Raw genomic sequence first — 12887 nt, forward strand, 5'->3', positions numbered from 1 at the left:
CTGACTTTGTATTTCCTGTGTCATATGTTTTGGACTGCGTGGTGCATGGGTTGTATCAATGGCTGCACGTTGGTCGCTAGGTGGGCACTGACTTCTTTGTCCGATAAATTTGCTTACCAATACAGCTTGTTCGCTTACATTGACATCGTAAGGAAATTGATAAAAACTATCCTTGTGTTTCTTGGAGAGTTTTACTTAATTAAAACGGTGCTCTGGGATGTTGCAGCAATCACACAGTCTGACTGGCAAGGAGAGCGTCTTGAAACCGTCCAACATCCCAGCTGACACTGGCGCCACGGCACAGCCGGTGGCCGGCGAGACCCAGGGTTCAAGCATGTGGCCGGATTTTCTTGTCGGTCAACCTGACAAGCCGGTGCGCGTGATCGTAGTGGATGACGATGTGCACATCCGCCGGGTGATGGCCCAGGAAATCATGAATGACAAGCGCACCATGGTGGTTGCCCAGGCTTCCAGTCTGCGCGAAGCCAAGAAAGTCATACGTCAGCACGAGTTTGACGTGATGCTGGTGGACCTCAATCTCGGTGACGGCAACGGGCTGGAGCTGCTGGATGTGATGAAGAGTGCCTGTCCACATGCCGAGGCTGTGGTGGTCTCGGTGGTGGAGACGGATGATCAGGTGCTCAAGGCCTTTGAATTGGGCGCTGCCGGCTATATGGTCAAGAACTCCTGGTTTGGCAATTACGCACAAGCGGTCTTGCAAGTAGCCAACGGCGGTGCTTCCATCACCCCCAATCTGGCGCGGCGTTTGCTGCAGCGATTTGACAAGACTGCGACCTCGGCAGACGCTGTGCCCCGCGCGCCTGACCCTACGCTAGACCGTCTCTCCGCGCGTGAGCGCGAGGTGCTGCGCATGGTGTCCAGCGGCTACACCAGTGCTGAAATTGGCGAACGTCTGCTGATCAGCGCCATGACAGTTAACACCCATATCAAGAATATTTACCGCAAGCTGCAAGTGCGCACCCGCGCACAGGCCGTGCGCTTTGCCTCGCTGCGCGGCTTGTTCTGAAGAGGCTCAACACCATGGCCATGCAGCCGCCAGGCGATATTTGGGTGCGTTTGCTGCTGGCTTTGCTGCATTTGGCCGTTTTGATTGCCTGGGGTGTGCAGCCGCAGGCAATGCAGTCTCCGCTGCTGCTGGCGATGACCGTGCTGGCAGTGCTGGCCACGTTTTTTTGGCTGCTTTGGCTCTTGCCTCTGGCGTATCGCAGTATTTTGTGGCGCAGAAGGCGCAGCGTGCGTCCCTCGCGCGAGGTTCAGGCCGAGCGCCGTCGCATTGCAGCGGCCTTGCACGATGGTGTGGGCAGTCAACTGGTGCAGGCCATGATGCTGCTGGACGCCACTCCCGACAACGAGCATCCCGTGCAAGCCATGCTGGAGCAATCCTTGCTGGATTTGCGCTGGATTGTGGACTCCATGGATGGTCAAGGCGATGCCTTGATCATTCGGCTGGCCCGTTTTCGCCACCGCTTGCAAGCCGTGACCGAGCGCCGTGGCATGCATCTGTACTGGGAGGTTTGGGATCCGGAATTCGATGAAGCCAGTTCGGGCCGTAGGTTGCCGGCCGGGGCCATGGCCGAGCAGATCATGGCAATCTTGCAGGAAGCAGCGAGCAATGTGCTGCAGCATTCCCAAGCGACCGAACTCTGGATCACTCTGGAGCCTTTCGATCTGGCCAGCAATAAAACACCGGGCCAGGCAGCAGTTCGAACTGCTGCTCACTCTTTTGCCCATGCGCAACTCTCGATTCGAGACAATGGCCGTGGGCTGGATGTTCAAGCCCCGTCTGCAGGTTTGGGGCTTTCCAGCATGCGCCGACGGGCTGCGGAGATAGGTGCGCAACTACAGCTACAGCCGCGAGAGGGCGGAGGCGTTTCGGTTCTCCTGTATTGGTAGCAGTAGCGCTGCTTGGTCTTGGGCGTCTTGTCGCACTCGCCGTGTGCTGGTCTGGCATTGGGCTGCACAATGGCAGGCATGAGTCATACACCTGCGCTTCGCATTTACGCTGGCCCCAAGGCCTTGGCCCATATTCGCCAGAACGGCCTGGGGCCAGACTCCATTCGCGTGATTCCTGCTGCCGCCGGCGGGCCCAAGGGCTTGATTCTGGGGCCGCTGGATCGCTTCATCTTCGGACAGTGGCTGCCGCAGTCGTCTCAAACCGTGGATCTGGTGGGCGCCTCCATCGGAGCCTGGCGCATGGCTACGGCCTGCCTGGAGCAGCCTACCGCTGCGTTGGAGCGGCTGGAGCGCGACTATATTGCCCAGCGCTTTGATCCTCCCCCTGGTCAGAAGCGAACCCCATCCTGGTTGGTGAGCGAACGCTTTGCGCAAAGCCTGCAAGACTTTTATGGCGGCCGTGTGAGCGAGGTGCTGACCCATCCCCGCTATCGCCTGCATGTGATAGCTGCGCGCGGTCACAAGCTGCTGGCCCGAGAATCCCGCTGGCGTACGCCGCTGGGCTATCTGGGCGCATTTGCCTGCAATGCGGTACGGCGGCCGGCTCTGGGCCATTGGCTGGAGCGGGTGGTTTTTTCCACGGCTGCAGGCGGCGCGCTGCACGCCATGCCTTTTGGTGCTGATGATCTGCGCACCCACCAGGTGGAACTGACCTCACGCAATTTCATGGAGGCCGTGCGGGCCAGTTGTTCCATTCCCTTTGTGCTGAAGGCCGTGCACGATATCGAGGGCGCTCCACGCGGTGCGTACTGGGATGGTGGGATTACCGACTATCACATGCATCTGGATTACGCTGCCTCGCGTGCCGGCGAGGGCATTGTGTTGTATCCGCATTTTCAGAAAGCCGTGGTGCCCGGCTGGCTGGACAAGAGCTTACGCTGGCGCCACAAGCCCAGCCACTATCTGGATTCCATGGTGGTGCTGGCTCCGGATGCCACTTGGGTGGCCGGCCTGCCGCGCGGCAAGCTGCCCGATCGCCATGATTTTCTGGATTACGGCAGCGATCACCAGGCCCGTTCCCGCGCCTGGAATGCCGCGACGGCGGCAAGTCAGCAATTGGCCGATGAATTCGCCCAGTGGCTGGACAGGCCAGACCTCGGCCGTGTGCAGCCACTTTGAGTGGATGCATGATTTACTTTTGATAGCAGGCAGCGCCCCTATTCAAAGGGTTTAATGAATTTTTCATTCATAAATGAAGACTGGGAAAGCGCGAGCAGCTCCTCTTTGTGTGAGCTGAATCACGGTGCTGACGTCCAGGGCTTGCGCCTGAGCCGAGTCGCAGCTTTTCCAGGCATGGCTACCATGTAAACCCGCTTCTGTGTCTGGCAAATCATCCATCGAGTAACGCTGATCATGTCCCAGTCTGCTACTTCCACAACCGGTGGTGAGTCCTCCGCTTCAGGCGAAGATGCGTCGGCCGTACCGGTCCAGGTCGGAGCCGTTGCGCCCGCCAAGCCGCATGCCGGGGCTCCGATTGAAGTGGAGGGCAGTGCCCCGGGTCCGCGTTCCCGCAGCGTCCCTGCCCCCTGGGGGCGCTTGGACAGGCGCGAGCTTGAATCTGCGCTGCCGGGCCTGATGCAGCTGGCCGCCATGGTCCCTGCGCTGCGCCTGCTGGCGGGGCTGATGATTGCCACGCTTGTCATCGCCGCCCTGTATTTTGGGCGCGAGCTGCTGATTCCGTTGGCGTTGGCCATGTTGTTTGGTTTTTTGCTGGACCCTGCAGTCTCGCGACTCAAGCGCTGGGGTTTGCCGCGCATGGCTTCGGCGATTGTGGTGGTCGCGATTGCGCTGGCTGCGCTGGGCGGTCTGGGCATGTATCTGGGCAGCCAGGTTCAGCAGCTCAGCACCGATTTGCCGACCTATCAATCCACCATTCGGGACAAGCTGCGCAGCCTGCGCAAAAGCGCAAACATGCCCAGCGCCTGGGATGGTGTCTTCAAAACCTACAACACGGTGGAGAAAGAAATTTCCAGACCGGAAGGCGCTGCACCACGGGTGCAAAAGGTCGAGATCCAGACGGCTCAATCCAATCCCACCACCCGTTTGCTGCAATGGCTGGGCCGTATCGCCGAGCCCGTGACCACGGCGGGCATCGTGCTGCTGTTTGTGATTTTGATTTTGCTGGACCGCGATGATTTGCGTGACCGGCTGCTGAGGCTGATGGGTGGCAATCTGCATGTGGCCACCGATGCGCTGGATGAAGCATCCCAGCGCATAGGCAAGTATCTGCGCATGCAGTTCATCGTGAATGTGAGCTATGGCGTGCCGCTGGCAGCCGGTTTGTTGCTTGTCGGCGTGCCTGGAGCCATCTTGTGGGGAGTGCTGGGGGCCATCATGCGGTTTGTGCCCTATGTGGGGCCCATGCTGTCGGCCGTGTTTCCGCTGGCGCTGGCTTTTGCCGTCGATCCCGGCTGGAATATGTTCCTGCTGACGCTGAGTCTGATTCTGCTGCTGGAGTTGATCAGCAACAACGTGATCGAGCCCTGGCTTTACGGCGCCAGCACCGGGCTTTCCACCTTGTCCATCATCGTCGCCGCCACGTTCTGGACAGCGCTTTGGGGGCCTATCGGTCTGATTCTCTCCACGCCGCTGACGGTTTGCCTACTGGTGCTGGGGCGCAATATTCCCGCGCTCAAGTTCATGGAAGTACTGCTGGGCAGCGAGCCCGTGCTGGGTCCGCAGCAAAGGCTTTACCAGCGCTTGCTGGCCGATAACGTGGATGACGCCATAGGCATGGCGCTTGATGCAGTGCAGGCCCAGTTGCCGGCCAGACCCACGCAAAAAGACAAGGCCCAGGCCGTGGGCAGTTTCTACGACGAAGTGGCGATTCCCGCGCTGCGCATCGCAACCCAGCAGCATCTGGAGTCGGCCACGGCAGAGCATCGTTTGCGTCTGTCCAGCGGCATGGATGCACTGATCGACGAGCTGCAGGATCACTATGCACCCGCTCTCTTGCCCGCAGATACGAAAGGGCTGCAGCGACGCTTGCGTATCCACTGTGCTGGCGTGCGCTGGGAGGTGGATGCCCTGGCGGCGGCCATGGTGGCCCACGCCGAAAGACTGTATGGGCATGAGGTCAGTTGCTCGGAATGGGCACTGGCTGCAGACCCTTTGCTGGCGCAGCGTAGCGCGAAAGCCGTACTGGCGGACAGCGACTGGGTGCAGAGCATGCAAACCACGGATTTGCTGGTGCTCTCCATCTTCAACCATCAGCCGCAAGGCACGGCGCGGCGCATGGTGCGCCGTATTCGTCGGTACTGGCCGCATATGCGTGTGGTCCTGGTGCTGTGGAATGCGCCTCAGGTTGCTGCAGACCCGGACTTTGCGGCGCAGTGCGGTGCTCAAGCCTGCGTGACCAGCTTGCGTGAGTTGCGGCTATGGGTGGATGCCATGCAAAGCGCAGACATGGACGAGGGCGTGATTGCCGCCCCCATCCCTGAGAACGACAGCGAGCGGGTGGAGGTTTTGCATGGCAGTGGCGTGCTGGATGCGGGCTTGACGCCGCTTTATCACGAGGCAGCGCAAAAGGCGGCCAATGCCTTCAACACCCGATGGGCGCAGATTGCCTGGGTGGATTCACAAATGGTGCTGACGCCGGGCAGTCTGTTGCCTGTGCCGTCATCTCAGGCGCTGAATGCTGCAGGCATCCTCCGGGCTGAGAGCATCTGTTCTTATGTGATTTACGACGGAACGGCCATCGTCATCGGAGACATTGCCCGCGACCCGCGTTTTGCCGGCAATCGGCGCTTGCTGGATTTGCAGGTGCGCTTTTATGCCGGCGTGCCTTTGACGGATAGAAAGGGCCAGCTGCTGGGCTGCTTTGCGGTGCTTGATGACAAGCCCAGAAACATGTCGGAAGGCGAGCTGGAGCTGCTGAGCTCCATGGCCAGGCAACTGATGGAGGATGTCAGAGCCGCTCAAAAGCAAGGTGGCAGCAGCGCACAAAGTATGCCCAGCATGCAAGCAGAGAGCGATAGCAATCCATTGGTCTGAATTGCTATTTTTCTGATAGCTGTCAGCGCTTTCCTTTAAAGGCGCACATTGGATTTTTCTTACATGGAGTTGCTCAGCAGTAGCTGGTAGTCTTCCACCGACGCAAGGCGCGGATTGGTGGCGTGGCAATGGTCTTTGAGCGCGCCGCCAATCACGGCGTCAAACTGAGAGCGCTCCACGCCCATGGCCGCAAGCCCAGTCGGTAGGCCCAGGCGTGCATTCATGTCGCGGATGGCATCGGGAATGTCGCTGCCGCTGTTCAGGCCCATGGCGTGGGCCATGCGGTTGAGACGGTTGTCGCGCTGCACGCTTTCGGCCTGTGCATTGAAGAGCACGACGGCAGGTAGAAACATGGCGTTGAGCGTGCCGTGGTGCAAGCGCGGGTTCACGCCGCCCAGGCTGTGGCTCAGGCTGTGCACGCAGCCCAGCCCTTTTTGAAATGCCATCGCACCTTGCATGCTGGCGCTCATCAACTGGCGGCGCGCTTCGCCGTCGCTGCCGTTGCGCGTGGCGCGCTCGATATGTGTCCAGCCGCGGGCCAGGCCATCCAGGGCAATGCCGTCCGCCGGTGGGTTGAATGCGGCAGCCATAAAGGTTTCCATACAGTGGGCAATGGCATCCATGCCGGTGGCCGCCGTCAGTATGGGTGGCAGGCCGTAGGTAAGTTCGGGGTCGCAAATCGCGGCCTTGGGTACCAGGTGCCAGCTGTGAAAGCCCAGCTTGCGGTGGTCATCCACGATGATGATGGCGCCGCGTGCTACTTCGCTGCCGGTGCCGCTGGTCGTGGGTACGGCAATCAGCGGCGCTACGCGTTCGCTGATGCGCGGTGATCCACCCTCTATCGTGGCGTAATGTGCCAACGGGCCTTCATGGGTGGCGGCAATCGCCACACCCTTGGCACAGTCGATGGCGCTGCCGCCGCCCACGGCGATCAGCCCGTCGCAGCCATGCAGGCGGTAGAGCGCGGCGGCGGCGCGCACGGCCGTCTCCGTGGGGTTGGAGGGGGTCTGGTCGAACACGGTGTATGGCAGATCGCCCAGAGCATCCAGTGCTTTTTGCAGCACGCCTGCGGCTTTGACGCCTTGGTCGGTGACGATCAGCGGACGGGTGATGCCCACGCGTTCGCACTCCTGGCGCAGAAGGCGAACAGCGCCGAAATCAAATTGAATCTGGGTAACGTAGTTGATGAAGGCCATGGCGTGCAGCGTTTGAAGCAAAGCAGGAAATAGCTCCAATCTAAAAGCCTCATGCTGCAGTGCAAAGAAAGCAAACCCTCAATGTGCGTGATTTTCGTCGCGGCGGAGACAGGGGCTTATTGTTCTGGGTAAATAAAGTCGCAAACTCGCAAATAAAGTCGCAAACACCGACCTAGCATTCATGCGGGTTTGCGGGGGACGGTGGTGCAGAACTAAAGTCATAAACTCGCTCGCTTCAAAAAATAGCTCCCATGGAGGTCTTTTTTGGAGGGGGAGTAGATTGCCTTCAAGTCGCTAGCGTCTCTGTTCGGCGCATGTCCAAGAGATGACACCAGAAAGCATGCTGTTGACTTCTACTTAATTACGCGAGGCGCATCTGATAGGGGCGGCCGCAATTGGCCCAAAGAGGAAGCCAACAAGATCTTGCAATCCAAATCGGTGCTGCTAGATTATGTTGATGCCGCTTGATGATGGTGTCTCTATCCAGCTTCCACTCCTGGATTGGCTCCAGGATGAGACCTGCTTTAGCCTTGCGAGCCGCCATCACTACCTATGGGGGTATCCAAGCTCGGAAAGCACTTGTGAGCTGTTGTTTGCACATGCGCGTGGTGGCGTGCAACATGATTTACCTAATAACCTTCAGACCTGCGTTGAGCGTACGAACGGTAGGGTAGGTGACACAGGGCGTGTTGCCCGTGAACACATCTTGCTGAAGTTTTATCAAGCCTTCATTTCCGCTGGAGATCGTGAGGATGCAGTCAACTGGTTGGCCGGCTCCAATGTGGCGCGGTTGAAGCTTCGTCTAGGCATCCTTTCAAGCCGCTTCAGGGCAAGTCATCCGCTTAAAGCTTGCCCTGCTTGCATCAATGAAGACGTGCGAAACGTCGGGTGGGCCTATTGGCATCTTCGCCACCAGTACCCTGGAGTTTGGTATGCACAAAGCACCAGCAACTCCTCTCCCAGTCCGTTTACAAATCGACTGGACTAAAGCGCTTCAATTGGTTGTTACCAAGTTGTCATCTGCTACAGAGCGCAATAGAGGGCCAGGCCTCGATGCCGGACAAGACATTCGCGTTGCTCTGGCGTCTGGCACAGCTCATTGAGGAGATCGTGGAGGGCGGTGCGATAAGGCCCTTGTTGGCTCCGCAATTGAATGAGGTTTACTCGGGTGAGCTTGCTCGTCGAGGGTGGGTGACCCATGGGGGTTACCTTCGGCTTGCGCAGCTCTCCAGCGCCTTTCTCGAATATGCCGCTCCACTTGGGAAGGTTGCAGAGTTCGCAAGGCTTCCCATCGATACGGACGCTGCGGCGATGCAATTAGGGCGATTGCTGCATCCATCAAGAACAGGGACGCATCCGCTGAGCCACTTGTTGGTGATTCACTGGTTGTTTGGCAGTGCATCCAAGTTCAGAGAAGCTCAATCCATTAACCCACAATCCCAAAAGTTGTACTCCTTTTGCTTCGCTGATTCCTGGCAGCCGGTGGGTCTTGACGTCATTGCGCAGCCAGGTCATGCGCGCTCAATCGACTTGACTGCGGTGACTCAAGCTTGCGGAGGTGTTGGCTCAGAGACTCAAGCCACCACATTGCAGGGAGGTGATGCATTCACCGTAGGGCAGGACGTTTCACCGTCAGTGCTCCCCGCAATTGATGCTGCAGCGAGCCAGAAACTACGCCGTGGCAAAGGTGAGCCGAGATTGCTGTGCAGATGGGTGTCTCGTTGGAGGCAATCTCACAGATTGTGTTGTCCGAAGATGATGCTCGTTCCAGTTGGAACCAAGCTCAAAAGGTCAAAACAGATAGGGGAGACCAGGAGCGAGCTATCTGGCTTGGATTGTTGGAAGCTTCAGGCTTTCGAGGCATCACTTGGATGATCAAAAAGGCGCCGAGCACTCATACATGGCTTTATCGCAATGATCGCGTTTGGCTAGACAAGCACAAGCCGCCCTTCCTGCCTAAAGGAGCAAAGGTAAGAGGAGTGACTGTGGATTGGGACGCTCGTGACAAACTCTTAAGTGGCTTGGTGCGGGACACCACGCTGTTGTTGCTCAAAGAGCAGGGTGCTCGTCGTATCTTTTTCTGGCAGCTGTATCAAAAGATCCCGGAACTTCTTGCCAAGAAAGATTCTTTGCATCGGTTGCCGCTTACACGACAGGCGGTTCAGGATGCTTTGGGAGCTCATCAAAGTTTCAGAAAAATGCTGGATTGAGCCGAAGGGCGTCTTCTGGTTACGCTGACCTTCTTACCTTCCGTCGCTGAACATTCCGTTGCTTGTGGCCTTCGGCGTTCGGTCTGTAGCTGTCGGTTCACGCATTCTCATGGTGGCTGCTTCAGGCTGAACTGAGTCATTTGCGGCTGGCAACAGCATTCCGAATGCGGTAGTGACGCACGTTCACATGGTCACCGCGGTCCATTAGAAGTTCCTAGTAGGATTCCAAATACGATCAAAACTCCGCCGAAGGCACGGTCAATCGAGTGCTGCACGACAAGCAAACGATCACTTACTGTCCCATTCGAGAAGCAAAGTGCGACCAACGCAAACCAGGCCATGTGGGCCACTGAAACAAAAAACCGTAGCCCAATTGAACAGTCAGGGGTGTGTCTGATCGCACTACCTGCACGAACAAGCTCACGATCAACACCGTGGTCTTGGGATTCAATACATTTGTCAGAAACAGCCCGCAGGCCTCATTGCTTGAATGGCTGAGGCAGATGGCGTGACACGACTTGCCCGCGATGCAAAGTCCGCCAAACGGGCAAAAGTGACCGCTTTGGCCGTCAGCGACGATTGAAGAGCGAACGAAAGCTGAAACCGACTCCATCGACGAGTTGAGAGCCGTGCATTGGCATAAACTGTATATACCGTTATTTTGAATTCACTATCATGCCTGCAATCCGTAAAGCCGCCCCTTTTCCTACCTCGAAATCTGCCAAGGAAACTAAACTCAAGAAGCCCAAGTTGGTACGCGACAGTTTCACTTGCCCTATGGATGAGTACGCATCCATTGAAGAGCTTAAGCTGCGAGCTGCTCAGCAGGGGCGCGTGGTTAAAAAAAGCGAGCTGCTGAGAGCAGGCCTAATGCTGTTGACAGGACTGGAAGGGGAGCAGTTGCTGGCGGCACTTCAGGCTGTTCCTTCAATTAAGACAGGACGACCCGCAAAGTCAGAAGAGGTGCCAGAAAGCGTGCCAGCAACAGAAGCAGCACAAGTGTCACCGGAACCGGAACCGGCACCAGCACCAGAAACAGCAAAGCCACGAGCAAAGACACCAGCAAAAGCACCGGCACCAGAAACAGCAAAGGTACCAGCAAAGTCACGAGCAAAGGCCGCAGCAAAAGCACCTGCTCAGCGCGCGTCAAAATCCAAAAAGAAAGACAAGACGGCTTGATGCATTGATTGAATGTGGCCTAAGTCCAGGCCACATTCAGTGAATCCGTGGCGACGTCATTGCTAGGTGTCTCTCAATTGCATCCACTCCAACGTCTGAATGTGGTGCTGTGCTGGCACATTCATGAAAGCAGTCCGGCAGACGATCAGAAGTGGTGTTTGATCCAACAGCATACTTTGTGCTGTGTCACGGCTGGATCAAGTTTTTTCTGATGTGCGTTACTCGCTAGCTCCTCAACATCACGCAGTGCTGAAGCTCGTTGCATGTTTTGATCATGAGACAGGCTCTGCCCGCGCAGATGCAACACGTGCGACTCGGCGTAGTCGTGCTCTCGCAGTAAAAAAGCAAATTCATTGAGCCTCTGTAGGAAAACCCAACTTTCTAAGGATCCCCGCTCCAGATCCGACTGGATGGACCGGCACAGTTCCAGCAATTCAATGTGCTGAGCATCCAGCAATGGATCTTTCATGCTCATTAAGGCGGACCAGCGAGGAATGGGAGTAATCACTTCGATCCTTCGGGCACATTGGGAGCTGATGATATCAAGGGAATTCCTTGTGCCTTCAGATCAATGGAGGATGTTGTAAGCACTTGCTCAGTTCCACTCCAATGGAATGCTTCGATGCGTGGCACACTATGTCTAGCCTCGGCAAGAGCTGCGATGCAAATCCTCAGGCATCCATCTCCATTGCTCCATGAATTGATGTCACTACCAACGATGCGTGGCCACTGACGCTGGCCCAGGAGTTTGTATGGGCAAAGGAAAAGCAAGCCGAGACACTCGGTGTGTTGAGACAGCGCTTTCAGATCTCACGACTCCAGTTGTTGACTTGGCAGTTGAACAAGCCCGGGAGGTCGCGCAAGAGCCTTCCGTCGAGGGATTCCATCAAATCCGCATCACGATGCGCATCTTGCTTACGCTGTGGTGGTTCTACCGTCCCTTGACCGACTCAAGAGAATTTACCCGGCATCGAACCATCTATAAATCCATCGCCAATGCTGCAGGCAAGGCTCGCGATTTCGACATTTTGGTTGAGCTGCTGAGACTTCAGGGGAAATGCACCTCAGCATCGACTCCCGAAATTTCTGCCGCTCGAAACGCTGCCGTGGATGCAGGAAAAGAAGTACTTTCGCCGCTTTCAATACAGATGCAGTTGGGGCAAATTCTTTCGCAAACCTCAGCGAATCTCACGTCAAGGCACTCTTGCCATCAGCTTCGTGACTTTGCTGACAAGCGTGTGGCGAAGTCGGAGAAGCAACTTCATAAACAAATCGCTCAAGCATTGCGAGTGAAGAAGCCAGACCTTGCTGCATTGCACGATGTCAGAAAATTAGCCAAAAAGACTCGCTATTTGCTAGAGCTGCTTGAGCCAGTTCTGTCTAGAGGTCATCGCAGCACTCTGATACGCATCAAAAAAACTCTAAAGCCACTGGGTGAATTGAATGACGTCGTGGTTAGTGAAATGCTTCTTCGCGACAACCCGTCATTTCTTTCCGCAACTGACCGGCCGAAAAAGATACGGCATTGGTTTAAAAAGGAGCGGAAACGTCGCTTGCGCGCGTCGGCTTGCTTACTGCGCAAGGATTGGAGTTAATTGCGTGGCAGGTGACTTCTGATTGCAGCGCCTAGCAATAAAAAACGAAGTACCTCGCAGGAGCCGGGAGCACGAACTTCCTACAATCCATAGGGTTACAACTAAAGACCACTGTCAGCGGCTCACCTGAAGCCCGTCATTGAACAACTGCCTGTATCGCCTGTCGGATAACCGCTTTTAAGCAGACCGATAGGCCGCCCCCTGTCGCCACAGTCGACAGCAACCGTTGCACAGCAGACATCTGCTAACGAAACACAAACGGCAGCTAGGGGTCGGTCAGCGACAGTCGCAGATCGGCCAGGAGCTGTCATACCCTGATGTCGGCGAAGAGTGCAAAGCCTAAGATGGCGACCATGCATTTCCAGCGAGAGACTACATGCCTCAACCTGCCACGCTCCTCAGAGAAATTGTCGAAGTCTGCGAGTTCGTTGCACTCGCACTAACTATTCCTCCTGCAATCCTTGTGCTGATACTTGGATCAAGACCTCGGCCGCTTACCAAATCAATTGGTGGAGTCATTTCAGCATTGCTAATGTTCAGTTGCTCCTTGGCTTATGCAATTTGGACTGCCAGTTGTGTTTTGGGCGGTTTTATTGAGGGACAAGCAATATGTGGATTCGGGGATGCGGACAAAAACTTGGACTACCAGGAGGTAGTTCATGTACTCATACGCAGACAGGATTCGTGCAGTTGAGCTTTATATCAAGCTTGGCTTGCGTGTCAGAGCCACGATTCGCCAG

10 protein-coding genes and 2 pseudogenes are annotated in these 12887 nt (G+C 56.6%); 9 read left to right on the plus strand and 3 right to left on the minus strand.

Annotated features, from left to right (window positions below; translation table 11 throughout):
• Nucleotides 1–259: 259 nt before the first annotated feature.
• From ACNAZA_RS12330 to ACNAZA_RS12345, 4 genes are all read left to right on the plus strand, one after another.
• Complete coding sequence (locus ACNAZA_RS12330) at nucleotides 260–1027, plus strand: LuxR C-terminal-related transcriptional regulator (protein ID WP_415796860.1); 768 nt, start codon at nucleotides 260–262, stop codon at nucleotides 1025–1027.
• Between the two features lie 14 nt (nucleotides 1028–1041).
• Entirely contained in the window at nucleotides 1042–1914 is an 873-nt protein-coding gene (locus ACNAZA_RS12335) for a sensor histidine kinase (protein ID WP_415796861.1), read from the plus strand.
• Nucleotides 1915–1992: 78 nt separating this feature from the next.
• Nucleotides 1993–3093, plus strand: coding sequence for a patatin-like phospholipase family protein (locus ACNAZA_RS12340; RefSeq protein ID WP_415796862.1), 1101 nt, complete (start codon nucleotides 1993–1995; stop codon nucleotides 3091–3093).
• A 456-nt stretch (nucleotides 3094–3549) separates the two neighbouring features.
• Nucleotides 3550–5967, plus strand: coding sequence for an AI-2E family transporter (locus tag ACNAZA_RS12345; protein ID WP_415796874.1), 2418 nt, complete (start codon nucleotides 3550–3552; stop codon nucleotides 5965–5967).
• A 59-nt stretch (nucleotides 5968–6026) separates the two neighbouring features.
• Here ACNAZA_RS12345 and ACNAZA_RS12350 read toward each other — a convergent pair whose 3' ends face one another.
• A complete protein-coding gene (locus tag ACNAZA_RS12350) occupies nucleotides 6027–7163 on the minus strand; it encodes an iron-containing alcohol dehydrogenase (protein ID WP_415796875.1) in 1137 nt (378 codons plus the stop codon).
• A 457-nt stretch (nucleotides 7164–7620) separates the two neighbouring features.
• Between ACNAZA_RS12350 and ACNAZA_RS12355 the strand changes: the two genes are divergently transcribed.
• The 3 genes and pseudogenes from ACNAZA_RS12355 (at nucleotide 7621) to ACNAZA_RS12365 (ending at nucleotide 9373) form a co-directional block, all read left to right on the plus strand.
• On the plus strand, nucleotides 7621–8151 hold the full coding sequence (locus ACNAZA_RS12355) for a TniQ family protein (protein WP_415796863.1): 531 nt from the start codon (nucleotides 7621–7623) through the stop codon (nucleotides 8149–8151).
• Nucleotides 8152–8216: 65 nt separating this feature from the next.
• Nucleotides 8217–8576 (plus strand): annotated as a pseudogene (locus ACNAZA_RS12360) (TnsD family Tn7-like transposition protein); the annotation flags it as partial.
• Nucleotides 8577–8866: 290 nt separating this feature from the next.
• Entirely contained in the window at nucleotides 8867–9373 is a 507-nt protein-coding gene (locus ACNAZA_RS12365; protein ID WP_415796864.1) for a TnsD family Tn7-like transposition protein, read from the plus strand.
• Nucleotides 9374–9564: 191 nt separating this feature from the next.
• Here ACNAZA_RS12365 and ACNAZA_RS12370 read toward each other — a convergent pair.
• Nucleotides 9565–9839 (minus strand): annotated as a pseudogene (locus tag ACNAZA_RS12370) (LysE family transporter); the annotation flags it as partial.
• 209 nt (nucleotides 9840–10048) lie between these two features.
• On the opposite strand from ACNAZA_RS12370, the gene ACNAZA_RS12375 reads away from it, so the two are divergent.
• Entirely contained in the window at nucleotides 10049–10552 is a 504-nt protein-coding gene (locus ACNAZA_RS12375; protein WP_415796865.1) for a hypothetical protein, read from the plus strand.
• Between the two features lie 145 nt (nucleotides 10553–10697).
• Here the strand turns inward: ACNAZA_RS12375 and ACNAZA_RS12380 are convergent, their stop codons facing one another.
• Nucleotides 10698–11027 (minus strand): hypothetical protein, encoded by a 330-nt coding sequence (locus ACNAZA_RS12380; RefSeq protein ID WP_415796866.1) that lies wholly within the window; start codon nucleotides 11025–11027, stop codon nucleotides 10698–10700.
• A 277-nt stretch (nucleotides 11028–11304) separates the two neighbouring features.
• Between ACNAZA_RS12380 and ACNAZA_RS12385 the strand changes: the two genes are divergently transcribed.
• Entirely contained in the window at nucleotides 11305–12147 is an 843-nt protein-coding gene (locus ACNAZA_RS12385) for a CHAD domain-containing protein (protein ID WP_415796867.1), read from the plus strand.
• Nucleotides 12148–12887 lie beyond the last annotated feature (740 nt).

The sequence above is a fragment of the Comamonas aquatilis genome (genome assembly GCF_965139575.1).
Taxonomy (GTDB): domain Bacteria; phylum Pseudomonadota; class Gammaproteobacteria; order Burkholderiales; family Burkholderiaceae_C; genus Comamonas; species Comamonas aquatilis.

Coding starts and splice junctions, on each gene's coding strand:
- ACNAZA_RS12335 (WP_415796861.1), top strand. CDS start 1,042: ATGGCCATGCAGCCGCCAGGCGATATTTGGGTGCGTTTGCTGCTGGCT.
- ACNAZA_RS12340 (WP_415796862.1), top strand. CDS start 1,993: ATGAGTCATACACCTGCGCTTCGCATTTACGCTGGCCCCAAGGCCTTG.
- ACNAZA_RS12345 (WP_415796874.1), top strand. CDS start 3,550: ATGCAGCTGGCCGCCATGGTCCCTGCGCTGCGCCTGCTGGCGGGGCTG.
- ACNAZA_RS12350 (WP_415796875.1), bottom strand. CDS start 7,163: ATGGCCTTCATCAACTACGTTACCCAGATTCAATTTGATTTCGGCGCT.
- ACNAZA_RS12355 (WP_415796863.1), top strand. CDS start 7,621: ATGCCGCTTGATGATGGTGTCTCTATCCAGCTTCCACTCCTGGATTGG.
- ACNAZA_RS12375 (WP_415796865.1), top strand. CDS start 10,049: ATGCCTGCAATCCGTAAAGCCGCCCCTTTTCCTACCTCGAAATCTGCC.
- ACNAZA_RS12380 (WP_415796866.1), bottom strand. CDS start 11,027: ATGAGCATGAAAGATCCATTGCTGGATGCTCAGCACATTGAATTGCTG.
- ACNAZA_RS12385 (WP_415796867.1), top strand. CDS start 11,305: ATGGGCAAAGGAAAAGCAAGCCGAGACACTCGGTGTGTTGAGACAGCG.